At 69.6% G+C, this 22406-nt stretch carries 21 protein-coding genes; 16 read left to right on the forward strand and 5 right to left on the reverse strand.

The features are described from left to right. The first annotated feature begins 25 nt into the window (after nucleotides 1-25). Nucleotides 26-721, forward strand: a complete 696-nt coding sequence (locus tag C4J65_RS19925) for a demethylmenaquinone methyltransferase (protein WP_115746545.1) — start codon at nucleotides 26-28, stop codon at nucleotides 719-721. Here C4J65_RS19925 and C4J65_RS19930 read toward each other — a convergent pair. Then, complete coding sequence (locus C4J65_RS19930) at nucleotides 708-1055, reverse strand: PASTA domain-containing protein (RefSeq protein ID WP_115746546.1); 348 nt, start codon at nucleotides 1053-1055, stop codon at nucleotides 708-710. The two genes, C4J65_RS19925 and C4J65_RS19930, sit on opposite strands and share 14 nt — an antisense overlap. 104 nt (nucleotides 1056-1159) lie before the next feature. Then, nucleotides 1160-1675 carry a GNAT family N-acetyltransferase gene (locus C4J65_RS19935; RefSeq protein ID WP_115743623.1) on the reverse strand — a complete coding sequence of 172 codons (516 nt, stop codon included), beginning with the start codon at nucleotides 1673-1675 and terminating at the stop codon, nucleotides 1160-1162. 97 nt (nucleotides 1676-1772) lie between these two features. Here C4J65_RS19935 and C4J65_RS19940 point away from each other — a divergent pair, with 97 nt between their 5' ends. Continuing rightward, a complete protein-coding gene (locus C4J65_RS19940) occupies nucleotides 1773-3065 on the forward strand; it encodes a geranylgeranyl reductase family protein (RefSeq protein ID WP_003974386.1) in 1293 nt (430 codons plus the stop codon). A gap of 64 nt (nucleotides 3066-3129) precedes the next feature. Here the strand turns inward: C4J65_RS19940 and def are convergent, their stop codons facing one another. Both def and C4J65_RS19950 read right to left on the reverse strand, forming a co-directional pair. Continuing rightward, nucleotides 3130-3756, reverse strand: coding sequence for a peptide deformylase (def, locus tag C4J65_RS19945; protein ID WP_115743624.1), 627 nt, complete (start codon nucleotides 3754-3756; stop codon nucleotides 3130-3132). A 129-nt stretch (nucleotides 3757-3885) separates the two neighbouring features. Next, the gene (locus C4J65_RS19950) at nucleotides 3886-4719 is read right to left on the reverse strand and encodes a C40 family peptidase (protein ID WP_115743625.1); all 834 of its coding nucleotides are present in this window, start codon (nucleotides 4717-4719) and stop codon (nucleotides 3886-3888) included. A gap of 807 nt (nucleotides 4720-5526) precedes the next feature. Between C4J65_RS19950 and C4J65_RS19955 the strand changes: the two genes are divergently transcribed. The 14 genes from C4J65_RS19955 to nuoN are packed head-to-tail and all read left to right on the forward strand — an operon-like array spanning nucleotide 5527 to nucleotide 21674. Next, on the forward strand, nucleotides 5527-5886 hold the full coding sequence (locus tag C4J65_RS19955; protein WP_003974383.1) for an NADH-quinone oxidoreductase subunit A: 360 nt from the start codon (nucleotides 5527-5529) through the stop codon (nucleotides 5884-5886). 12 nt (nucleotides 5887-5898) lie between these two features. Then, the gene (locus C4J65_RS19960; protein ID WP_006133126.1) at nucleotides 5899-6453 is read left to right on the forward strand and encodes an NADH-quinone oxidoreductase subunit B; all 555 of its coding nucleotides are present in this window, start codon (nucleotides 5899-5901) and stop codon (nucleotides 6451-6453) included. After that, nucleotides 6450-7205, forward strand: coding sequence for an NADH-quinone oxidoreductase subunit C (locus C4J65_RS19965; protein ID WP_115743626.1), 756 nt, complete (start codon nucleotides 6450-6452; stop codon nucleotides 7203-7205). The genes C4J65_RS19960 and C4J65_RS19965 overlap by 4 nt, the downstream gene beginning before the upstream one ends. After that, nucleotides 7202-8524: an NADH-quinone oxidoreductase subunit D gene (locus C4J65_RS19970; protein ID WP_115743627.1), complete on the forward strand. Its 1323-nt coding sequence runs from the start codon at nucleotides 7202-7204 to the stop codon at nucleotides 8522-8524. Before C4J65_RS19965 ends, C4J65_RS19970 begins: the two co-directional genes overlap by 4 nt. Further along, on the forward strand, nucleotides 8521-9393 hold the full coding sequence (nuoE, locus tag C4J65_RS19975) for an NADH-quinone oxidoreductase subunit NuoE (RefSeq protein WP_115743628.1): 873 nt from the start codon (nucleotides 8521-8523) through the stop codon (nucleotides 9391-9393). The genes C4J65_RS19970 and nuoE overlap by 4 nt, the downstream gene beginning before the upstream one ends. After that, a complete protein-coding gene (nuoF, locus tag C4J65_RS19980; RefSeq protein ID WP_205351039.1) occupies nucleotides 9390-10739 on the forward strand; it encodes an NADH-quinone oxidoreductase subunit NuoF in 1350 nt (449 codons plus the stop codon). The genes nuoE and nuoF overlap by 4 nt, the downstream gene beginning before the upstream one ends. After that, nucleotides 10736-13240, forward strand: a complete 2505-nt coding sequence (locus C4J65_RS19985; protein WP_115743630.1) for an NADH-quinone oxidoreductase subunit G — start codon at nucleotides 10736-10738, stop codon at nucleotides 13238-13240. The genes nuoF and C4J65_RS19985 overlap by 4 nt, the downstream gene beginning before the upstream one ends. Beyond that, on the forward strand, nucleotides 13237-14646 hold the full coding sequence (nuoH, locus tag C4J65_RS19990) for an NADH-quinone oxidoreductase subunit NuoH (protein ID WP_115743631.1): 1410 nt from the start codon (nucleotides 13237-13239) through the stop codon (nucleotides 14644-14646). Before C4J65_RS19985 ends, nuoH begins: the two co-directional genes overlap by 4 nt. Further along, the gene (gene nuoI / locus C4J65_RS19995) at nucleotides 14639-15316 is read left to right on the forward strand and encodes an NADH-quinone oxidoreductase subunit NuoI (protein ID WP_162833256.1); all 678 of its coding nucleotides are present in this window, start codon (nucleotides 14639-14641) and stop codon (nucleotides 15314-15316) included. The genes nuoH and nuoI overlap by 8 nt, the downstream gene beginning before the upstream one ends. After that, a complete protein-coding gene (locus tag C4J65_RS20000) occupies nucleotides 15313-16167 on the forward strand; it encodes an NADH-quinone oxidoreductase subunit J (protein WP_115743632.1) in 855 nt (284 codons plus the stop codon). The genes nuoI and C4J65_RS20000 overlap by 4 nt, the downstream gene beginning before the upstream one ends. After that, nucleotides 16164-16463 (forward strand): NADH-quinone oxidoreductase subunit NuoK, encoded by a 300-nt coding sequence (gene nuoK, locus C4J65_RS20005; RefSeq protein WP_059299944.1) that lies wholly within the window; start codon nucleotides 16164-16166, stop codon nucleotides 16461-16463. The genes C4J65_RS20000 and nuoK overlap by 4 nt, the downstream gene beginning before the upstream one ends. Before the next feature lie 14 nt (nucleotides 16464-16477). Continuing rightward, the gene (gene nuoL / locus C4J65_RS20010; protein WP_115743633.1) at nucleotides 16478-18442 is read left to right on the forward strand and encodes an NADH-quinone oxidoreductase subunit L; all 1965 of its coding nucleotides are present in this window, start codon (nucleotides 16478-16480) and stop codon (nucleotides 18440-18442) included. A 5-nt stretch (nucleotides 18443-18447) separates the two neighbouring features. Beyond that, nucleotides 18448-20019, forward strand: coding sequence for an NADH-quinone oxidoreductase subunit M (locus C4J65_RS20015; protein WP_115743634.1), 1572 nt, complete (start codon nucleotides 18448-18450; stop codon nucleotides 20017-20019). After that, entirely contained in the window at nucleotides 20016-21674 is a 1659-nt protein-coding gene (gene nuoN / locus C4J65_RS20020; protein WP_115743635.1) for an NADH-quinone oxidoreductase subunit NuoN, read from the forward strand. The genes C4J65_RS20015 and nuoN overlap by 4 nt, the downstream gene beginning before the upstream one ends. 85 nt (nucleotides 21675-21759) lie before the next feature. Here nuoN and C4J65_RS20025 read toward each other — a convergent pair whose 3' ends face one another. Beyond that, nucleotides 21760-22359 (reverse strand): Uma2 family endonuclease, encoded by a 600-nt coding sequence (locus C4J65_RS20025; protein WP_115743636.1) that lies wholly within the window; start codon nucleotides 22357-22359, stop codon nucleotides 21760-21762. Between the last annotated feature and the right edge of the window lie 47 nt (nucleotides 22360-22406).

Genomic DNA, 22406 nt, shown 5'->3' on the forward strand with positions numbered 1-22406 from the left:
GGGGCGGGGCTGCAACAATGGGCCCGTGACCCGCGCTTCCCTGAACAAGCAGCCGCACGAAGTCGCCTCGATGTTCGACCACGTCGCGGAACGGTACGACCTGACGAACGCCGTGCTCTCGCTCGGCCAGGACCGGGCGTGGCGCAAGGCGGTCGCCAGAGCCGTCGACGCCCGCCCGGCGCAGAAGGTCCTGGACCTGGCGGCCGGCACCGCGACCTCCTCCCTCCCCTTCGCCCGCACCGGCGCCTACGTCGTCCCCTGCGACTTCTCCCAGGGCATGCTCCAGGTCGGCAAGGAACGGCACTCCTGGCTGCCGTTCACCGCGGGCGACGCGAGCCGGCTGCCGTTCAAGGACGACGTCTTCGACGCCGTCACCATCTCCTTCGGGCTGCGCAACGTCCAGGACACGGACGCCGCGCTGCGCGAGATGTACCGGGTGACGCGGCCCGGCGGCCGGGTCGTCATCTGCGAGTTCTCGCACCCGACCTGGGCGCCGTTCCGCACCGTCTACACCGAGTACCTGATGCGCGCCCTGCCGCCGGTCGCCCGCGCGGTGTCGTCCAACCCCGACGCGTACGTCTACCTCGCCGAGTCCATCCGGGCCTGGCCCGACCAGCCGGCACTCGCCGAGCGGCTGGGCAAGGCCGGCTGGTCCAGGGTCGCGTGGCGCAACCTGACGGGCGGCGTGGTGACGCTGCACCGCGGCTTCAAGGCGAGCTGAGCGCGGCGCAGTAGGACGGCGGTTGCCCCGGCTCCGCCAGCTCCCGGCGGAGCCCGCCCAGGGGAGGACGGGGCACGCGCGGCTCGCGGATGCCCCCGCCGCCCTCACCCTCCCCGAAGTCGAACCACACGTACACCGTCGACTCCCGGAGCACGTGCGCCCCGGGCCGCGGATACTGGCGTACGACGTGGTCGACAACGGCGGTCCGGAGATCGGGCCGGTCCGGCGCGTACAGGTCCAGGCCCTGTCCGTGGGCGGTCTCGTACGCGTCCACGGCCATGAGGCCGACCAGGCGCGGTACGAGGACATCGGGTTTCTCGGATACCAGGCGCACGGACGTCACCCCCAGCGGTACCCGGCAGACTAGCGCCGCCGGGCACCGCCCGGAAGCGTCAAGTGGCTGACTGCGACAGTTGGCGACTCTGTGTCATCGCGGTCTCAGTACTGGAGCAGATCGAGGCGGTAGCAGTGCCCCCGCTGCTCCGAGGACGGGATCGTGAAGACTTCGGCGAGCCGCATGCCCAGCCGCTCCGTGACCGCGATGGACCGGGCGTTGCGCGCGTTGACCATCGCGACCACTTCCGCCACACCCGCACCGCGGAGCCGCTCCAGCGTCTGCCGCGCGGCCGCCGTGACGTACCCCTTGCCCCAGTGCGCCCTGCCGAGCCGCCAGCCGATCTCGATCTCGCCCTTGGGGCCCCAGTCCCCCGGCCACGGCTGGGCGCCGGTGAACCCTATGACCTGCCCGGACTCGTCCACCACGGTCCACAGGCAGAAGCCGTGCTCGGCGTCGTGCCGGCGCTGCCGGGCGGTCAGCTCCTCGTAGACGGACAGCTCCGCCGCCCTCCCGCCGTGGAACTCCATGACGTCCGGGTCGTCGAAGATCCGGTGCCAGGCGACGGCGTCCTCGTCGGTGGGGACGCGCAACCGTACAACGGGGAGAGGTCGCTTCACTGGGCAGCCCTTCAGCCGGGTGGTCGGTGACGCTGAATAGACTGCCCATGACCAGTGCCGGTCGGCACGCAGATTCCGAACTTGGGGAGATCCCGCCGTGACCGTCGAGACCGAGCCGCTCTCCGAGAACACCGCCGACGTCATCGTCGTGGGCGCGGGGCCGGCCGGCTCCACGACCGCGTACCACCTGGCGAGGTCGGGACTGGACGTCCTGCTCCTCGAGAAGACCGCGTTTCCCAGGGAGAAGGTCTGCGGCGACGGCCTCACCCCGCGCGCGGTCAAGCAACTCGTCGCCATGGGCATCGACATCTCCGAGGAGGCCGGCTGGCTGCGCAACAAGGGCCTGCGCATCATCGGCGGCGGCTCCCGCCTCCAGCTGGACTGGCCGGATCTGGCCTCCTTCCCCGACTACGGACTCGTCCGCAAGCGCGACGACTTCGACGAGCAGCTGGCCAGGCAGGCCCAGAAGGCAGGCGCCCGGCTCTACGAGCGCTGCAACGTGGGCGCGCCGATCGTCGACGACCGCACCGGCCGCATCACCGGCGTCCACGCCAAGCTGGGCGAGGACAAGCGCGAGGTCACCTTCCACGCGCCGCTGGTCGTGGCCGCCGACGGCAACTCCACGCGCCTGTCCCTGGCGATGGGCCTGCACCGCCGCGAGGACCGCCCCATGGGCGTCGCCGTCCGCACCTACTTCACCTCGCCCCGCCACGACGACGACTACCTGGAGTCCTGGCTGGAACTCTGGGACCGGCGCGGCCCGCAGGACCGCCTGCTGCCCGGCTACGGCTGGGTCTTCGGCATGGGCGACGGCACCTCCAACGTCGGCCTGGGCGTCCTGAACACCTCCGCCGCCTTCAAGGAACTGGACTGGCGCGAGATCCTCAAGGCCTGGTGCGCGTCCATGCCCGAGGACTGGGGCTACACCCCGGACAACATGACCGGCCCGATCCGCGGCGCCGCGCTGCCCATGGCCTTCAACCGCCAGCCCCACTACACCAAGGGTCTGCTCCTCGTCGGCGACGCCGGCGGTCTGGTGAACCCCTTCAACGGCGAGGGCATCGCCTACGCCATGGAGTCCGGCCAGATCGCCGCCGACGTCGTCGTCCAGGCCCACGCGCGGGCCACCCCGGCCCAGCGCGAGATCGCCCTGCAGCGCTACCCGCGCGTCCTGAAGGACACCTACGGCGGCTACTACAACCTGGGCCGCGCCTTCGTGAAGCTCATCGGCAACCCGAAGGTCATGCAGATCGCGACCCAGCGCGGCCTCACCCACCCGATCCTGATGAAGTTCACCCTGAAGATGCTCGCCAACCTGACGGACCCGACGGGCGGCGACGCGATGGACCGCATCATCAACGGACTGAGCAAGGTCGCGCCGAAGGCGTGAACCGAGGGCCCGGCCTGGAACCGGGCCCTGGAACCGGGCCCTGAGACGGGGCCCCGGGGGCCGGTCAGGCGGCGAAGGCCGCGGCGTTGGCGGCCCGGCGCGCGAAGACCTCCTCGCGCCGGTCCGCCGACTGCCGCAGCGCCGCCTTCCGCTCCCGGCCGGAGAGCCGGTCCAGGTAGACGTGCCCGTTCACGTGGTCGGTCTCGTGGGCGAGGCTGCGCGCGAAGTAGCCCGTGCCCTCGACGAGGAGCGGCGCGCCGTCCTTGTCCAGGCCGCGCACGACGGCCCGGTCGGGCCGCGGTACGGCCATGACGGCGCCCGGCACGGACAGGCACCCCTCGCCCTCGTCGAGCAGCCGGCGCGCGGCCGGCTCGAGACCGTCGAGGACTGGATTGACGATGTGTCCGACATGTCGGACACCGTTGTCGTCGGGGCAGTCGTAGACGAACAGGCGCAGGTCGACGCCGACCTGATTGGCCGCCAGTCCGGCCCCCTCCGCGACGTACATCGTGCGGAACATGTCGTCGATCAGCGCGGCGAGGTCGGGCCCGAACTCCGTGACGTCCCGGCAAGGCCGGTGCAGCACCTCCTCGCCGACCTCGGTGACGCGCCGCACCGCTCCGCGCCGGGCTTCGGGCGCGAACGGGGGGTAGGAGGCGGTGGGCCGCCCCTGGACGAAGACGCTCGGCATGACGTTCTCTCCTTCGGCTCGTGGGCGGGCCGGTGGGTACCGGCCCGCGCCGAGCATGCCAGGAGAGGGCGGAGGGCCGCAGCCCCCGAGCGGCTGCGGCCCTTTCGCGTGTGTACGGGTGGGTGCGGCTTACAGGACGCGCACCGCGCCGCTCGGCGGGTCGTAGGAGAGGGGCCTCTCCACGACGCCCGTGGAGGAGTTCTGCGCGCCGACGAACATGCCGCCGCCGACGTAGACACCCACGTGGTACGCGCTGCCCGCGCCGCCCCAGTAGAGGATGTCGCCCGGCTGGAGGTTGTCCAGCCCGACCTGGGTGCCGGCCGTCGACTGCGCCTGGGAGACGCGGGGCAGGCTGATGCCGACCTGCTTGAAGGCGGCCTGCACGAGACCGGAGCAGTCGTAGGCGGACGGGCCGGTGGCGCCGGAGACGTACGCCTTGCCGACCTGGGCCTGCGCGAAGGAGACGACGGCGGCGGCCGACCCGGTCGCCGTGGACGTGCCGGTGCTGCTGCCGGCGCCGGTGCCGGTCGAGGAACCGGAGTCCGCGGAGGCGCTCAGGGTGGTGCGCTCGGCGGTGCGCGAGGCGCGTTCGGCGGCCTCCTTGCGTGCGGCCTCCGCGGCCTTCCTCTTGGCTTCCGCGGCCTTCTTCTTGGCCTCGGCGAGGTCCGTCTTGGCCTGCTTGGCGGCCTTGGCTGCCGCCGCGTCACGCTCGGCCTGCAGCTGGTAGCTCGCGGCCGCCTGCTGCGTGACGTCCGCGGACTGGGCGACCTGAGCGGCCAGGTCGGCCGTCAGGGTGGGCAGTTCGAGGGTCTGCGTCACGGGTTCGGCCGCGTGGGCCGCCCCCGACGCACCGGCCACTGCCAGGGTGCTGAGGACGCCACCGGCAACTCCGGTCCGCATCGCGATCGTCGACGCGCTGCGGCGGGGCTTCCGGTGGCTGCGTATGTGAGCGGTGTGGGACATAGGGACAACCGGTATCAGTAGCTCCTCCATACCTTCAAGAAACGTGTGCTGCGCCACAGTTGTTCAATCGAGCCGCCGAATCCCGGGCGTGTCGCTCTTTATTGACGCCGTAACGGACATAGTGGACGGGCCGTAACCGGCCTGTGATCACGGTCTTTGATCGTTACGCCCGAATTGCCCCGCGCTTACCACTTGTTGGGACACTTGGCCAAGCCCGGTTCTCAGACGTCTCTCATGAATGTGGCGCAGGTCACGGAACGGTTACCCCGGCGCACGCGTCCGTCGCGTGCGGGGTGCGCCGGCCGGCCTCCTCGGCCCCCTCGGCCGGTGCGGCGATGACTGCCGGGTGCGCGCCGCCGCTCGTGAACGCGTGCACGTGTCCACACCACCCTCCGGCCCTCCCTCTCATGTGTGAACGCCTCCTCTATCAAGGGCGTGCGTCCAACGCCAATTTGCATGCAAGGGAACCATCTTGATATTGAGACGCACCTCGCTCGGACCCTCTGGCCAGCGACGACGAGTGAAAATGTCACCTCTGGTGATCAGGTGAACGCTTCTTGTGTGAAGATCACCGCTCATCCGACTTCATGATCGTTCGTCAGGTGGTGGAGATCACAAAGCTTGTGCAATACCCCGTGTCGCAGATCACAGAGCGTCGGGCATAGGATGCGAGGCAGTTGGGCTTGTGACCTGCTTCACATGTTCGCGATCTTCGTCGGGACGGGCGGGGCTCGTGGGGCTGTTGGGGCGGCTGTGAGTCCAGTGCAACCGCCAGCAGTCAGTGCCGACTGAGAGGAGCGAGGAGCGGTGAACGCGTATGCGCCCATCCTCGTACTGGGAGCCCTCGGGGCAGGCTTTGCGATCTTCTCCGTGGTGATGGCCACGCTGATCGGTCCGAAGCGGTACAACCGGGCGAAGCTCGAGGCCTACGAGTGCGGCATCGAGCCGACCCCCACGCCGGCCGGCGGCGGGCGCTTCCCCATCAAGTACTACCTGACGGCGATGCTCTTCATCATCTTCGATATCGAGATCGTCTTCCTCTACCCCTGGGCCGTCACCTTCGACGCCCTGGGGATTTTCGGGCTCGTGGAGATGCTGCTCTTCGTGCTCACCGTCTTCGTCGCGTACGCGTACGTATGGCGGCGCGGCGGCCTGGAATGGGACTGAGGGGCCTTTGACATGGGACTCGAAGAAAAACTGCCGAGCGGCTTCCTGCTGACCACCGTCGAGCAGGCCGCGGGCTGGGTACGCAAGTCGTCCGTCTTCCCGGCCACGTTCGGCCTCGCCTGCTGTGCCATCGAGATGATGACCACCGGCGCCGGCCGCTACGACCTGGCGCGCTTCGGCATGGAGGTCTTCCGCGGTTCGCCGCGGCAGGCGGACCTGATGATCGTCGCGGGCCGGGTCAGCCAGAAGATGGCGCCGGTGCTGCGACAGGTCTACGACCAGATGCCGAACCCGAAGTGGGTCATCTCCATGGGGGTCTGCGCCTCCTCGGGCGGCATGTTCAACAACTACGCCATCGTCCAGGGCGTCGACCACGTCGTCCCCGTCGACATCTACCTCCCCGGCTGCCCGCCGCGGCCCGAGATGCTGATGGACGCCATCCTCAAGCTCCACCAGAAGATCCAGAGCTCCAAGCTCGGGGTCAACGCCGAGGAAGCGGCCCGCGAGGCGGAGGAGGCGGCCCTCAAGGCCCTGCCCACGATCGAGATGAAGGGGCTGCTGCGGTGAGTGACGCGAACAACACCGCGGGTGACGCGAACGAGGTCAACCCCGAGAAGGACCTGTCCGCGGAGAACCTCCCCGGCCAGCGGGGCCAGGGCGGCGAGGAGATCCGCGTCCAGCGCGGCATGTTCGGAGCCAACAACGGCGGCGACACCTCCGGCTACGGCGGCCTGGTCCGCTCCGTCCGGCTCCCCGGACCGGCGAGCCGGCCCTACGGCGGTTGGTTCGACGAGGTCGCCGACGAACTCGAGGGCGCACTGGAGGAGCAGGGGCTCCTGCCCGAGAACGCCATCGAGAAGACGGTCGTCGACCGCGGCGAGGTGACCTTCCACATCGAGCGCGAGCACCTGGTCCGGGTGGCCCGCACCCTGCGCGACGACCCGGCCCTGCGCTTCGAACTGTGCACCGGCGTCAGCGGTGTCCACTACCCGCACGACAAGGGCCGCGAGCTGCACGCCGTCTACCACCTGCGCTCGATCACCCACAACCGGCTGATCCGTCTCGAAGTCAGCGCCCCCGACGGCGACCCGCACATCCCGTCGCTGGTCTCCGTCTACCCGACCAACGACTGGCACGAGCGCGAGACGTACGACTTCTTCGGCATCGTCTTCGACGATCACCCGGCCCTGACGCGGATCATGATGCCGGACGACTGGCAGGGCTTTCCGCAGCGCAAGGACTACCCCCTCGGCGGCATCCCCGTCGAGTACAAGGGCGCCCAGATCCCGGCTCCGGACCAGCGGAGGTCGTACTCGTGAGCACTTCCCACGCCTCCCCCAGGGAGACGACCGAAGGCACCGTCTACACGGTCACCGGCGGTGACTGGGACGAGGTCGTCCAGTCCGCGGCCCGCGCCGACGACGAGCGCATCGTCGTCAACATGGGCCCGCAGCACCCGTCCACACACGGCGTGCTCCGCCTCATCCTGGAGATCGACGGCGAGACGGTCACCGAGGCCCGCTGCGGCATCGGCTACCTGCACACCGGCATCGAGAAGAACCTCGAGTACCGGAACTGGACGCAGGGCACCACGTTCGTGACGCGCATGGACTACCTGACGCCGTTCTTCAACGAGGCGGCGTACTGCCTGGGCGTCGAGAAACTCCTGGGCATCGAGGACCAGATCCCGGACCGCGCCACGATCATCCGGGTCCTGCTGATGGAGCTGAACCGGCTCTCCTCGCACCTGGTGGCCATCGCCACCGGCGGCATGGAGCTGGGCGCCACCACGATCATGATCTACGGCTTCCGCGATCGTGAACTGATTCTCGACATCTACGAGCTGATCACCGGCCTCAGGATGAACCACGCGTACATCCGCCCGGGCGGACTCGCCCAGGACCTGCCGCCGGGCGCCGTGGACCAGATCCGCGAGTTCGTGAAGAAGATGAACAAGAACCTCCCCGAGTACGACAAGCTCGCCACCGGGAACCCCATCTTCAAGGCCCGCATGCAGGACGTCGGCTACCTCGACCTGGCCGGCTGCATGGCCCTCGGCGCCACCGGCCCCGTCCTCAGGTCCACCGGCCTCCCGCACGACCTGCGCAAGACCCAGCCGTACTGCGGCTACGAGACGTACGACTTCGACGTCCCGACCGCCGACACCTGCGACTCCTACGGCCGCTTCCTGATCCGGCTGGAGGAGATGCGCCAGTCGCTCAGGATCGTCGAGCAGTGCCTGGACCGGCTCCAGCCCGGCCCGGTCATGGTCGCCGACAAGAAGATCGCCTGGCCCGCCCAGCTCGCCCTGGGGCCGGACGGCCTGGGCAACTCCCTCGACCACATCAAGAAGATCATGGGCACCTCCATGGAGGCCCTGATCCACCACTTCAAGCTGGTCACCGAGGGCTTCCGGGTACCGCCGGGACAGGCGTACACGGCGGTCGAGTCCCCCAAGGGCGAGCTCGGCGTGCACGTCGTCTCCGACGGTGGCACCCGACCCTTCCGGGTCCACTTCCGCGACCCGTCCTTCACCAACCTGCAGGCCATGGCGGCGATGTGCGAGGGCGGCCAGGTCGCCGACGTCATCGTCGCGGTGGCGTCCATCGACCCCGTGATGGGAGGCGTCGACCGGTGACCACCTCTTCTTCGGAGCGGGGCGTCAGCCTGGGCATGCCGGAACTGCCCGCGCCCGCCTACCCGGACGACGTCCGGGCCCGGCTGGAGACCGACGCGCGCGAGGTCATCGCCCGCTACCCGGACTCCCGGTCCGCCCTCCTGCCGTTGCTGCACCTGGTGCAGTCGGAGGAGGGACACGTCACGCGCACCGGGATGCAGTTCTGCGCGGACATGCTGGACCTCACCACCGCCGAGGTCACCGCGGTCGCGACCTTCTACACCATGTACCGGCGCCGGCCCAGCGGCGACTACCAGGTCGGGGTCTGCACCAACACGCTGTGCGCGGTGATGGGCGGCGACGCCATCTTCGAGTCCCTCCAGGACCACCTCGGCGTCGGCAACGGCGAGACCACCGACGACGGCAAGGTCACCCTGGAGCACATCGAGTGCAACGCGGCCTGCGACTTCGCACCGGTCGTGATGGTCAACTGGGAGTTCTTCGACAACCAGACCCCGGCGACCGTCAAGGACCTCGTCGACGACCTGCGCGCGGGACGGCCGGTGACGCCCACGCGCGGTGCGCCGCTGTGCACCTTCAAGGAGACCGCCCGGATCCTGGCGGGCTTCCCCGACGAGCGGGACGGCGCCGTCGCGGCCGGCGGCAGCGCGGGTCCCGCCTCCCTGGCCGGCCTGAAGCTGGCGAAGGGCGAAGTGCCCGCCGCACGCGTGGTGCACCCGCGGGACGGCGGACCGCACGACGCGCCGCAGGACCGGGCTGTGCACGACCCGTCCCCGACGGAACACCTCAGCTCGCACGACGCGCCGCAGGACACATCGGCATCCGACCCTTCCAACCCGGCAGGGCCTACCGCCGAGGAGGGGGAGTGATGACCGTGGCAGCCGAGATCAGGGGCAGCAGCCCGGAGAAGCTGCTCGCACCCGTGCTGTCGGCCTTCTGGGACGAGGACGAGTCGTGGACTCTCGACGTCTACCGGAGGCACGAGGGGTACGAGGGACTTCGCAAGGCGCTGGCGATGGCGCCGGACGACCTGATCGCGTACGTCAAGGAGTCCGGTCTGCGTGGACGCGGCGGTGCCGGGTTCCCGACGGGGATGAAGTGGCAGTTCATTCCTCAGGGGGACGGCAAGCCTCACTATCTAGTTGTCAACGCCGACGAATCGGAGCCGGGAACCTGCAAGGACATCCCGCTCCTCTTCGCGAACCCGCACAGCCTCATCGAGGGCATCGTCATCGCGTGTTACGCCATCAGGTCTTCGCATGCCTTCATCTATCTGCGTGGTGAAGTCGTCCCAGTGCTGCGGCGGTTGCACGAGGCCGTGCGCGAGGCCTACGCGGCCGGCTTCCTCGGCGAGAACATCCTGGGCAGCGGACTCGACCTCACCCTCACCGTGCACGCGGGCGCGGGCGCGTACATCTGCGGTGAGGAGACCGCACTGCTCGACTCGCTCGAAGGCCGCCGGGGTCAACCGCGGCTCCGTCCCCCCTTTCCTGCCGTCGCGGGCCTCTACGCGTGCCCGACTGTGGTGAATAACGTCGAATCCATCGCTTCAGTTCCCGCGATCCTGAACAAGGGCAAGGACTGGTTCAGGTCGATGGGCAGCGAGAAGTCCCCGGGCTTCACGCTCTACTCGCTCAGCGGCCACGTCGCGGGCCCCGGCCAGTACGAGGCCCCGCTCGGCATCACACTGCGCCAGCTCCTCGACATGAGCGGCGGCATGCGCCCCGGCCACCGCCTCAAGTTCTGGACGCCCGGCGGTTCCTCGACGCCGATGTTCACCGAGGAGCACCTCGACGTCCCCCTCGACTACGAAGGAGTGGGCGCCGCCGGTTCCATGCTCGGCACCAAGGCGCTCCAGTGCTTCGACGAGACGACCTGCGTCGTGCGCGCCGTCACCCGCTGGACCGAGTTCTACGCCCACGAGTCCTGCGGCAAGTGCACACCCTGCCGCGAAGGCACCTACTGGCTCGTCCAGTTGCTGCGCGACATCGAGGCCGGCAAGGGACAGATGTCCGACCTCGACAAGCTGAACGACATCGCCGACAACATCAACGGCAAGTCCTTCTGCGCCCTCGGCGACGGTGCCGCCTCGCCGATCTTCTCCTCGCTCAAGTACTTCCGCGAGGAGTACGAGGAGCACATCACGGGCCGCGGCTGCCCCTTCGACCCGGCCAAGTCGACGGCCTGGGCCGACCGCACGGAGGTGAAGGCATGACAGTGACCACCAATGCTCCCTCGGGAGGGGGAGAGGCGGCGGTCCCGCCGGAGGACCTCGTATCGCTGACGATCGACGGCGCCGAGATCAGTGTCCCCAAGGGCACGCTGGTCATCCGGGCCGCCGAGCAGCTCGGCATCGAGATCCCCCGGTTCTGCGACCACCCCCTCCTCGACCCGGCCGGCGCCTGCCGCCAGTGCATCGTCGAGGTCGAGGGCCAGCGCAAGCCCATGGCGTCCTGCACCATCACCTGCACCGACGGCATGGTGGTGAAGACACAGCTCACCTCCCCCGTCGCCGAGAAGGCACAGCACGGTGTGATGGAGCTGCTGCTCATCAACCACCCGCTGGACTGCCCGGTCTGCGACAAGGGCGGCGAGTGCCCCCTGCAGAACCAGGCGATGTCGCACGGCCAGGCCGACTCCCGCTTCGAGGGCAAGAAGCGGACCTACGAGAAGCCGGTGGCGATCTCGACGCAGGTGCTGCTCGACCGCGAGCGCTGCGTGCTGTGCGCCCGCTGCACCCGGTTCTCCAACCAGGTCGCGGGCGACCCGATGATCGAGCTGATCGAGCGGGGCGCGCTCCAGCAGGTCGGTACCGGCGAGGGCGACCCCTTCGAGTCGTACTTCTCCGGCAACACCATCCAGATCTGCCCGGTCGGCGCCCTGACCTCGGCGGCCTACCGGTTCCGCTCCCGGCCCTTCGACCTGATCTCCTCGCCGTCGGTGTGCGAGCACTGCTCCGGCGGCTGCGCGACCCGCACCGACCACCGGCGCGGCAAGGTCATGCGGCGCCTCGCGGCCAACGAGCCCGAGGTCAACGAGGAGTGGATCTGCGACAAGGGGCGTTTCGGCTTCCGGTACGCCCAGCAGCGGGACCGGCTCACCACGCCCCTGGTGCGCAACGCCGAGGGCGAGCTGGAGCCGGCCTCCTGGCCGGAGGCGCTGCAGATCGCCGCGCAGGGACTGCTTGCCTCCAGGGGCCGCACCGGCGTCCTGACCGGCGGGCGGCTCACCGTCGAGGACGCCTACGCGTACAGCAAGTTCGCGCGCGTGGCGCTCGACACCAACGACATCGACTTCCGCGCGCGCGTGCACAGCGCCGAGGAGGCCGACTTCCTGGCCGCCCGGATCGCCGGACGCGGCCGCGACCTGGACGGCACCGGCGTCACGTACACGTCGCTGGAGAAGGCGCCCGCGGTCCTGCTGGTCGGCTTCGAGGCCGAGGAGGAGGCGCCCGGCGTCTTCCTCCGGCTGCGCAAGGCCTGGCGGGGGCACGGGCAGAAGGTCTTCTCGCTGGCCACGCACGCCACGCGGGGCCTGGAGAAGGCGGGCGGCACCCTGCTCCCCGCCGCCCCCGGCACCGAGACCGAGTGGCTGGACGCCCTCGCGAGCGGCGTCGGCCTGGAGGAGGGCGGCGCCCAGGCGGCCGAGGCCCTGCGCGCCGAGGGCGCCGTGATCGTCGTCGGCGAACGGCTGGCGTCCGTGGCCGGCGGCCTCACCTCCGCCGTACGGACCTCGACGGCGACCGGCGCCCGGCTGGTGTGGATCCCGCGCCGGGCCGGAGAGCGCGGCGCGATCGAGGCGGGCGCACTGCCGTCGCTGCTGCCCGGTGGGCGCCCGGCGACCGACCCGCGCGCGCGTGAGGAGGTCGCCGCCCTGTGGGGCCTGGCCGACCTCCCGCACCGCTACGGCCGCGACACCGGCGAGATCATCGAGGCCGCGGCCCGGGGCGAACTCCAGGCGCTGCTCGTGGCGGGCGTGGAGGTCGCCGACCTGCCCGACCCCACGCGCGCGCGTGCGGCACTCGACGAGGCCGGGTTCGTGGTGTCGCTGGAGCTGCGGCCCAGCGAGGTCACCGAACGCGCCGACGTCGTCCTGCCCGTCGCCGCGGTCGCCGAGAAGCCCGGCACCTTCCTGAACTGGGAGGGCAGGGTGCGCTTCTTCGAGGCCGCGCTCAAGCCCGACCAGATGACCCGCCGCCTGGCCCCCGCCGACGCCCGCGTCCTGCAGATGCTGGCCGACGCCATGGACGTCCACCTCGGCCTGCCCGATCTGCGCACCACGCGCGCGGAGATCGACCGGCTCGGTGCCTGGGACGGGCCGCGGGCCGGTGAGCCGCTGCAGACCGCGAGCGCGCTGCCGCGGCCGGCCGCCGGAGAGGCCGTACTGGCCGGGCACCGGCTCCTGCTCGACCAGGGCCTGTTGCAGCAGGGCGACGAGGCGCTCGCAGGCACCCGGCACGCCGCCCGCGCGCGGCTGTCGGCCGCCACGGCAGCCGAGGCGGGCGTCAAGGACGGCGACGTCCTCGCCGTGACCGGCCCCGCCGGAGTCGTCGAACTCCCGCTGCAGGTCACCGAGATGCCCGACCGGGTGGTCTGGCTTCCGCTGAACTCGGCCGGCTCCGGTGTCGCCTCCGACGCCGGGGTACTGCCCGGAACCCTCGTCCGCATCGGTCCGGCGACGCCCGCGGGCGCCGCCCCCAAGGAGGTGGAGGCATGAGCCCGTACCTCGCCGCTGAAGACCTCTCGATGTTCGGCACCGACCCCTGGTGGCTGGTGGTCGTCAAGGCGGTGTTCTGCTTCGCCTTCCTGATGGTGACCGTGCTGTTCTCCATCGTGTGGGAGCGCAAGGTCGTCGCCTGGATGCAGCTGCGCATCGGTCCGAACCGGCACGGCCCCTGGGGCATGCTCCAGTCGCTCGCCGACGGCATCAAGCTGATGCTCAAGGAAGACCTCGTCGTCAAGCGCGCCGACAAGGCGGTCTACATCCTCGCGCCGATCGTGGCGGCCATCCCGGCCTTCATGGCGATCGCGGTGATCCCCTTCGGACCGGCCGGCAACGAGGTCTCGATCTTCGGCCACCGCACCGCCATGCAGCTCACCGACCTGCCGATTGCCATGCTGTTCATCCTGGCGGTCGCCTCGGTCGGCATCTACGGCATCGTGCTCGCCGGCTGGAGCTCCGGATCGACGTACCCGCTGCTCGGCGGCCTGCGCTCCTGCGCCCAGATGATCTCCTACGAGATCGCGATGGGGGCCGCGTTCGCCTCGGTGTTCCTCTACTCCGGGTCGATGTCCACCTCGGAGATCGTTGCCCAGCAGGACGACCGCTGGTACATCGTGCTGCTGCCGGTCTCCTTCATCCTCTACATCGTCACGATGGTCGGCGAGACCAACCGCGCCCCCTTCGACATGCCCGAGTCCGAGGGCGACCTGGTGGGCGGCTTCAACACCGAGTACTCGTCGATCAAGTTCGCGATGTTCATGCTCGCCGAGTACGTGAACATGGTGACGGTCTCGGCGGTCGCCACCACGCTGTTCCTCGGCGGCTGGCGGGCCCCCTGGCCGATCAGCACCTTCTGGGAGGGCGCCAACCACGGCTGGTGGCCGCTGCTCTGGTTCGTGATCAAGGTCCAGTTGCTGCTGTTCTTCTTCATCTGGCTGCGCGGCACTCTTCCCCGGGTCCGCTACGACCAGTTGATGAAGCTCGGCTGGAAGGTCCTCATCCCGGTCTCCCTGGTCTGGCTGATGCTGGTCGCGACCGTGCGGGCCCTCAGGAACGAGAACTACGGCTTCAGCGACATCGCCCTCTACATCGGCGGCGGCGTCCTGGTCCTGCTGCTGTTGTCTTTCCTCGTCGACATGTACCGCGACAAGGGCGGCAAGGCCGCCGACCGGCCTGCCGAGACCGAGACCGAGACCGGGACCGGGACCGGGACCGAGGCCGCCTTCGACCCGATGGCCGGCGGATTCCCCGTCCCGCCGATGCCCGGACAGCAGGTGCCGCCGGTGCCCAGGCGCCGTCCCCGCCGGGAGCGGGAGCTGATTGTCAGTGGTGGGCCCGATACTCACAGTGACGGACCTGCGGGCGGACCTACGGATGGAAAGGAGGCGTCCGATGGCTGAGGAACGCGAAGAACACAGGGACAACACGGAACACGTGGACCACAAGGGGACCGACCCCGGTTTCATGAATCCCGTGGCCGGCTTCGGCGTGACCTTCAAGGCCATGTTCAAGAAGCGGCTGACCGAGCAGTACCCGGAGCAGCAGAAGACCACCGCTCCACGCTTCCACGGACGGCACCAGCTCAACCGCCATCCGGACGGCCTGGAGAAGTGCGTCGGCTGCGAGCTGTGCGCCTGGGCCTGTCCCGCCGACGCCATCTACGTGGAGGGCGCGGACAACACCGACGAGGAGCGCTACTCGCCGGGCGAGCGGTACGGCCGCGTCTACCAGATCAACTACGCCCGCTGCATCCTGTGCGGCCTGTGCATCGAGGCGTGCCCCACGCGCGCGTTGACGATGACCAACGAGTTCGAGCTGGCCGACTCCAGCCGTGCCAACCTCATCTTCACCAAGGACCAGCTGCTCGCCGGTCTGGAGGAGGGCATGGTCGACTCGCCCCACGCCATCTACCCGGGCACCGACGAACAGGACTACTACCGGGGCCTGGTCACCGAGGCCGCGCCCGGCACGGTCCAGCAGGTCGCCCACTCCAAGGGCGAGGTGGTCCAGGAGGGCGACTCGACCTTCGGCGCGACGGAGCCGGCGTCGGAGGAGGTGATCCGCCGATGAGCGCGCAGCTCGCCGCCGCGGCCACTCTCTCCGCCGGTACCTCCACCGGAGAGGCCGTCCAGTTCTGGATCCTCGGCACGGTCGCGGTGATCGGCGCCCTGTGCACCGTCTTCATGAAGAAGGCCGTGCACAGCGCGCTGTGCCTCGCCGGGACGATGATCGTCCTGGCGGTGTTCTACCTCGCCAACGGCGCCTACTTCCTGGGCATCGTGCAGATCGTCGTCTACACCGGCGCCATCATGATGCTGTTCCTGTTCGTGGTGATGCTCGTCGGTGTCACCGCGGCGGACTCGTTGAAGGAGACCATCAAGGGCCAGCGCTGGCTGGCCCTGCTGTCCGGGCTCGGCTTCGGCATCCTGCTGATCGCCGGCATCGGCAACGCCTCCGTCTCGGAGTTCACCGGCCTCGCCCAGGCCAACGCGAACGGCAACGTGGAGGGCATCGCGTCCCTCATCTTCACCAAGTACGTCTTCACCTTCGAGATCACCGGTGCCCTGCTCATCACGGCCGCCGTCGGTGCCATGGTGCTCACCCACCGCGAGCGCACCGAGCGCGCCCGAACCCAGCGCGAGCTGTCCGAGCAGCGCATCCGCGAGGGCAGGCACCTGCCGCCGCTGCCGGCACCCGGCGTGTACGCCCGGCACAACGCGGTCGACATCGCGGGGCTGCTGCCCGACGGCACCCCCTCCGAGCTGACGGTCAGCAAGACGCTGCGCGAGCGGGGCCAGATCCGTGACGTGTCGATGGAGGCCCTGGGCGACCTGAAGGCGCTGGAGCAGCGGGCCGAGGACCGGCTGGAACGCAAGGCGGCCGGTCCCGACTCCAAGCAGTCCGAGGAGGCGTCGAAGTGAACCCCGTCAACTACCTCTACCTCGCGGCGCTGCTGTTCACGATCGGTGCCACCGGCGTGCTGGTCCGGCGCAACGCGATCGTGGTCTTCATGTGCATCGAGCTGATGCTCAACGCCTGCAACCTCGCGTTCGTCGCCTTCTCCCGCATGCACGGCAACCTCGACGGCCAGATCATCGCCTTCTTCACGATGGTCGTCGCCGCCGCGGAGGTCGTGGTCGGGCTCGCGATCATCGTGTCCCTGTTCCGTTCCCGCCACTCGGCCTCGGTCGACGACGCCAGCCTGATGAAGCTGTGAGGGGCTGCTGAAACGTGGAGAACCTGATTGCGCTGCTGGTGGCGGCGCCCCTGCTCGGAGCGGCGGTCCTGCTGTGCGGCGGACGCCGGCTGGACCGCGTCGGCCACTGGATCGGCACGCTGCTGGCCGCCGTGTCCTTCGTGATCGGCGTCGTCCTCTTCGCCGACCTGCTCGGCAGCGGCGCCGAGGACCGTACCCTGACGCAGCACCTGTTCAGCTGGATCCCGGTGGAGGGATTCCAGGCCGACGTCGCCTTCCGGCTCGACCAGCTGTCGATGACGTTCGTCCTGCTGATCACCGGCGTCGGCTCGCTCATCCACCTGTACTCGGTCGCGTACATGGAGCACGACGAGCGCCGCCGCCGTTTCTTCGGCTACCTGAACCTGTTCCTCGCGGCGATGCTGATCCTCGTCCTCGCCGACAACTACCTGCTGCTGTACGTCGGCTGGGAGGGAGTCGGCCTCGCTTCGTACCTGCTGATCGGCTTCTGGCAGCACAAGCCCAGTGCCGCCACCGCCGCGAAGAAGGCATTCCTGGTCAACCGCGTCGGCGACATGGGCCTGTCCATCGGCATCATGCTGATGTTCCTGTGGTTCGGCACCTTCGCCTTCGGACCGGTGCTCGGCGGCCACGGGGAGGCCGGGCTTGCGGCCGGGGCGGACGAGGGCAAGCTCACCGCGATCGCCCTGATGCTGCTGCTCGCCGCCTGTGGCAAGTCGGCCCAGGTGCCGCTGCAGTCCTGGCTCGGCGACGCGATGGAGGGCCCGACCCCGGTCTCGGCCCTCATCCACGCCGCGACCATGGTGACGGCGGGCGTGTACCTGATCGTCCGTTCCGGCGCCATCTTCAACGGCGCGCCGGACGCGCAACTGGTGGTCACCATCGTGGGCGCGGTCACGCTGCTCTTCGGTGCGATCGTCGGTTGTGCCAAGGACGACATCAAGAAGGCCCTGGCCGGTTCGACCATGTCGCAGATCGGCTACATGGTGCTCGCCGCGGGCCTCGGCCCGATCGGCTACGTCTTCGCGATCATGCACCTGGTGACGCACGGCTTCTTCAAGGCCGGCCTGTTCCTCGGCGCCGGTTCCGTCATGCACGGCATGAACGACGAGGTCGACATGCGCCGCTACGGCGGACTGCGCAAGTACATGCCGGTCACCTTCGTCACCTTCGGTCTCGGCTACCTCGCCATCATCGGCTTCCCGGGCCTGTCCGGCTTCTTCTCCAAGGACAAGATCATCGAGGCGGCGTTCGCCAAGGGCGGCACCGAGGGCTGGATCCTCGGCGCCTGCGCCCTGCTCGGCGCGGCCATCACCGCGTACTACATGACACGCGTGATGCTGATGACGTTCTTCGGCGAGGAGCGCTGGCGCAACGCCCCGACGCCGTCGCCCGCGAAGCCGGACGTGGAGCCCGCCGCCAAGACAGGCGGCGAGTACGAACCGCCGCACCCGCACGAGTCGCCGGGCCTCATGACGATCCCGATGATCGTGCTGGCCGTCGGATCGGTCGGGGCCGGTGCCTTCTTCAGCATCGGCGACCGTTTCATGCACTGGCTGGAGCCCATCACCGGGCACAGCCACGGCGACTCGCCGATCAGCGCCGGGGCGGTCACCGGGGCGACGGTGGCCTGCATGGTCATCGGCGTCGCCGTCGCCTGGGCGCAGTACGGGCGCCGTCCGGTCCCGGCCGTCGCCCCGCGCGGATCGCTGCTCACCCGGGCCGCCCGGCGCGACCTGCTCCAGGACGACTTCAACCACGTCGTCCTGGTCCGTGGCGGCGAGCACCTGACGCGCTCCCTGGTCTACGTCGACCACACCGTGGTCGACGGAGTCGTCAACGGGACGGCGGCCTCGGTCGGCGGCCTGTCCGGGCGGATGCGCAAGCTGCAGAACGGCTTCGCGCGCTCGTACGCGGTCTCGATGTTCGGCGGTGCGGCACTCCTCGTCGCCGCGACCCTGCTGATGAGGGCGGTCTGATACCGATGTCCTTTCCCCTGCTGACAGTCACGGCGGCCCTCCCGGCCGTCGGGGCGATCGCCACGGCAGCCGTGCCGGCCGCGAAACGCACCGCGGCCAAGTGGCTGGCGCTGCTGGTCTCGCTGGCCACGCTCGGGCTGGCGATCGCGGTCCTGGTCCGCTTCGACCCCGACGGCGACCGCTACCAGCTCACCGAGTCCCATTCCTGGATCGCGGACTTCGGCGTCCGCTACGAACTGGGTGTGGACGGCATCGCGGTGGCGCTGATCGCGCTGACCGCCCTGCTGATCCCGTTCATCATCCTCGCGGGCTGGCACGACGCCGACCCGCTGGAGACCGGCAGCAGCCGGTGGCGGCCGACGCAGGGCTTCTTCGCCCTGATCCTGGCCGTCGAGGCGATGGTGATCATCTCCTTCGAGGCCACCGACGTCTTCCTCTTCTACATCTTCTTCGAAGCGATGCTGATCCCGCTGTACTTCCTGATCGGCGGCTTCGGGGACCGGGCGCACGAGCACGGCGAGAAGACGGCGGCGACCCAGCGGTCGTACGCCGCGGTGAAGTTCCTCCTCTACAACCTGGCCGGCGGTCTGATCATGCTGGCCGCGGTGATCGGGCTGTACGTGGTCGCCGGGAACTTCTCGCTCACGGAGATCGCCGAGGCCCGGGCCAACGGCTCGCTGGACATGGCGACCAGCACCGAGCGCTGGCTCTTCCTCGGCTTCTTCTTCGCCTTCGCGGTGAAGGCGCCGCTGTTCCCGCTGCACACCTGGCTGCCCAACGCCATGGGGGAGTCGACCGCGCCGGTCGCCGTGCTCATCACGGCGGTCGTCGACAAGGTCGGCACCTTCGCGATGCTCCGCTTCTGCCTCCAGCTCTTCCCGGAGGCCAGCAAGTGGGCGACGCCGGTCATCCTGGTCCTGGCGGTCATCAGCATCATCTACGGCGCGCTGCTCGCGGTCGGCCAGCGCGACATCAAGCGGCTGATCGCCTACGCGTCGATCTCGCACTTCGGCTTCATCATCATGGGCATCTTCGCGATGACCAGCCAGGGCCAGTCCGGCGCCACGCTGTACATGGTCAACCACGGCATCTCGACCGCCGTGCTGATGCTGATCGCCGGATTCCTGATCTCGCGGCGCGGCTCGCGGCTCATCGCCGACTTCGGCGGTGTGCAGAAGGTCGCCCCGATCCTGGCCGGCACCTTCCTGATCGGCGGCCTCGCGACCCTCTCCCTGCCGGGCCTCGCGCCCTTCGTCAGTGAGTTCCTGGTCCTGGTCGGCACGTTCACCCGCTATCCGGTGATCGGCATCATCGCCACCTTCGGCATCGTCCTCGCCGCCCTCTACACCCTCGTCCTCTACCAGCGGACGATGACGGGCCCGGTGAAGGCCGAGGTGAACGGGATGCCCGACCTGCGGGTGCGTGAGCTGGTGGTCGTGGCACCGCTGGTGGCGCTGCTGATCTTCCTGGGCGTCTTCCCGAAGCCCGTGACGGACATCGTCAACCCGGCGGTGGAGCAGACCATGTCCGACGTACACAAGACGGACCCCCAGCCTGAGGTGGAGGCGGCCAAGTGAGCGCATCAGCCGTCCACAGCCTGTGGACAACGGCGGCGACGGCGGCCGACCCGATCGCCAAGATCGACGCGCCGAAGATCGAGTACGGGCAGCTGTCGCCCGTCCTCATCGTCCTCGGCGCGGCGATCATCGGAATCCTGGTCGAGGCCTTCGTGCCGCGCAGGTCCCGCTACTACGCGCAGATGTTCGTGTCCGCCGTCGCCCTGATCGCGGCGTTCGCGGCGATCGTCGCGCTCGCGGCGGGCGGGTACGGCACGACCAAGGCCGGGATCGCGGCGATGGGCGCCGTCGCAGTCGACGGACCGGCCCTGTTCCTGCAGGGCACCATCCTGCTGACCAGCCTGGTCGGCCTGTTCACCTTCGCCGAGCGCCGCCTCGACCCGGAGGTGCACGGCAACCGCGTCGACTCCTTCGCCGCGCAGGCGGCCGCGGTGCCCGGCAGCGAGAGCGAACAGAAGGCGGTCAAGGCCGGCTTCACCACGACGGAGGTCTTCCCGCTCCTCCTGTTCGCCGTCGCCGGCATGCTGGTCTTCCCGGCGGCCAACGACCTGCTGACGCTCTTCGTGGCGCTGGAGGTCTTCTCCCTCCCGCTGTACCTGCTGTGCGCCCTGGCCCGCCGCAAGCGGCTCATGTCGCAGGAGGCGGCGGTCAAGTACTTCCTGCTGGGCGCCTTCGCCTCCGCGTTCACCCTGTTCGGCATCGCCCTGCTCTACGGCTACGCGGGCTCGATGTCGTACGGCACGATCGCCCAGGTCGTCGACGGCACCGTGCAGAACGTCACCCCGGCGCTCGCCGACACCATGGGCAACGACGCGCTGCTGCTCGTCGGCTCCGCGCTGATCGTCATGGGCCTGCTGTTCAAGGTGGGCGCGGTGCCGTTCCACATGTGGACGCCGGACGTGTACCAGGGCGCGCCGACGCCCGTGACCGGTTTCATGGCGGCGGCGACCAAGGTGGCCGCCTTCGGCGCCCTGCTGCGCATCCTCTACGTCGTCCTGCCGGGCCTGCGCTGGGACTGGCGGCCGGTGATGTGGGGCGTGGCGATCGTCACGATGCTGGCCGGCGCGATCGTCGCGATCACGCAGACCGACATCAAGCGGCTGCTGGCGTACTCGTCGATCGCGCACGCGGGCTTCATCCTCGCCGGTGTCATCGCGACCACGCCGGAGGGCATCTCGTCCGTCCTCTTCTACCTGGCCGCGTACTCCTTCGTCACGATCGGCGCCTTCGCGGTCGTCACGCTGGTCCGCGACGCGGGCGGCGAGGCGACGCACCTGTCGAAGTGGGCCGGGCTCGGCCGCAGGTCACCCCTGGTGGCGGCGGTATTCGCGGTGTTCCTGCTGGCCTTCGCCGGTATCCCGCTGACCTCCGGGTTCTCGGGGAAGTTCGCCGTGTTCAAGGCGGCGGCGGAGGGCGGTGCGGCCCCGCTGGTCGTGGTCGGTGTGATCTCGTCGGCGATCGCCGCGTTCTTCTACATCCGGGTGATCGTGCTGATGTTCTTCAGCGAGCCGCGCCCGGAGGGCCCGACCGTCGCGGTGCCGTCACCGCTGACGATGACGGCGATCGGCGTGGGCGTGGCGGTCACGGTGGTGCTCGGTGTGGCGCCGCAGTACTTCCTGGACCTTGCGGGGCAGGCGGGGGTGTTCGTGCGCTGACGCGAGGTTTGCGGCTTTGTGGCTTCGCGGTTGTGGTCCGGCCCCTCTTCGAGGGGGTGCCGGACCACAGCCGTGTGTGCCGGGACTACTCGCCGCCGCGGCGCGGTTTGATGGCCGTCAGGTCCAGATCCATCGGGAAGGGCGCGCTCATCTTCATGCGTTCGCGGAAGATGCCGACGCTGGTATAGGCGCCGGTGGTGGGCTCCAGCTCGAAGGCGTGGACGACGGCGAGGCCCTTCTCGTTCTCCACCCGCCAGTAGTGGGCGATGCCCGCCCGGGCGTACTTCAGGGGCTTGGTCTCGCGGTCGCGGGACACCGATTCGGGGGAGACGACCTCGACGGCCAGAGTGACGGCCTCGGCGGGGTAGCGGGTCTGCTCCGGGTCGTCCACCACGTCGCCTCGCACGACGATCACATCGGGCTCGGGCCGGTTCTGCCGGTCGATGTCGATGGTGAACTCCCGGATGACCTCGAACTCCGCCGGGGCGAGTGACTGGAGCTGCCATTCGAAGAAGCTCACAGCGCGTGAGTGGAAAAGAGTCTGCGGACTCACGAAGACGAGGCTCCCGTCGATCAGCTCCGTATGCGGAGGCAGGTTCGGAAGCCGGTCCAGGTCGTCCGCGGTCCAGCCGCCCTCCGGCGGGGTCGGCCAGTCGGGCGTGGACGCCTTCGGTGCGACGCTCATCAGTGCTCCCATGGGACGGAGTCTCGCGGGTGCAATCAGACTATCCG

This window comes from Streptomyces sp. CB09001, from assembly GCF_003369795.1.
In the GTDB taxonomy this organism is placed as follows: Bacteria; Actinomycetota; Actinomycetes; order Streptomycetales; family Streptomycetaceae; genus Streptomyces.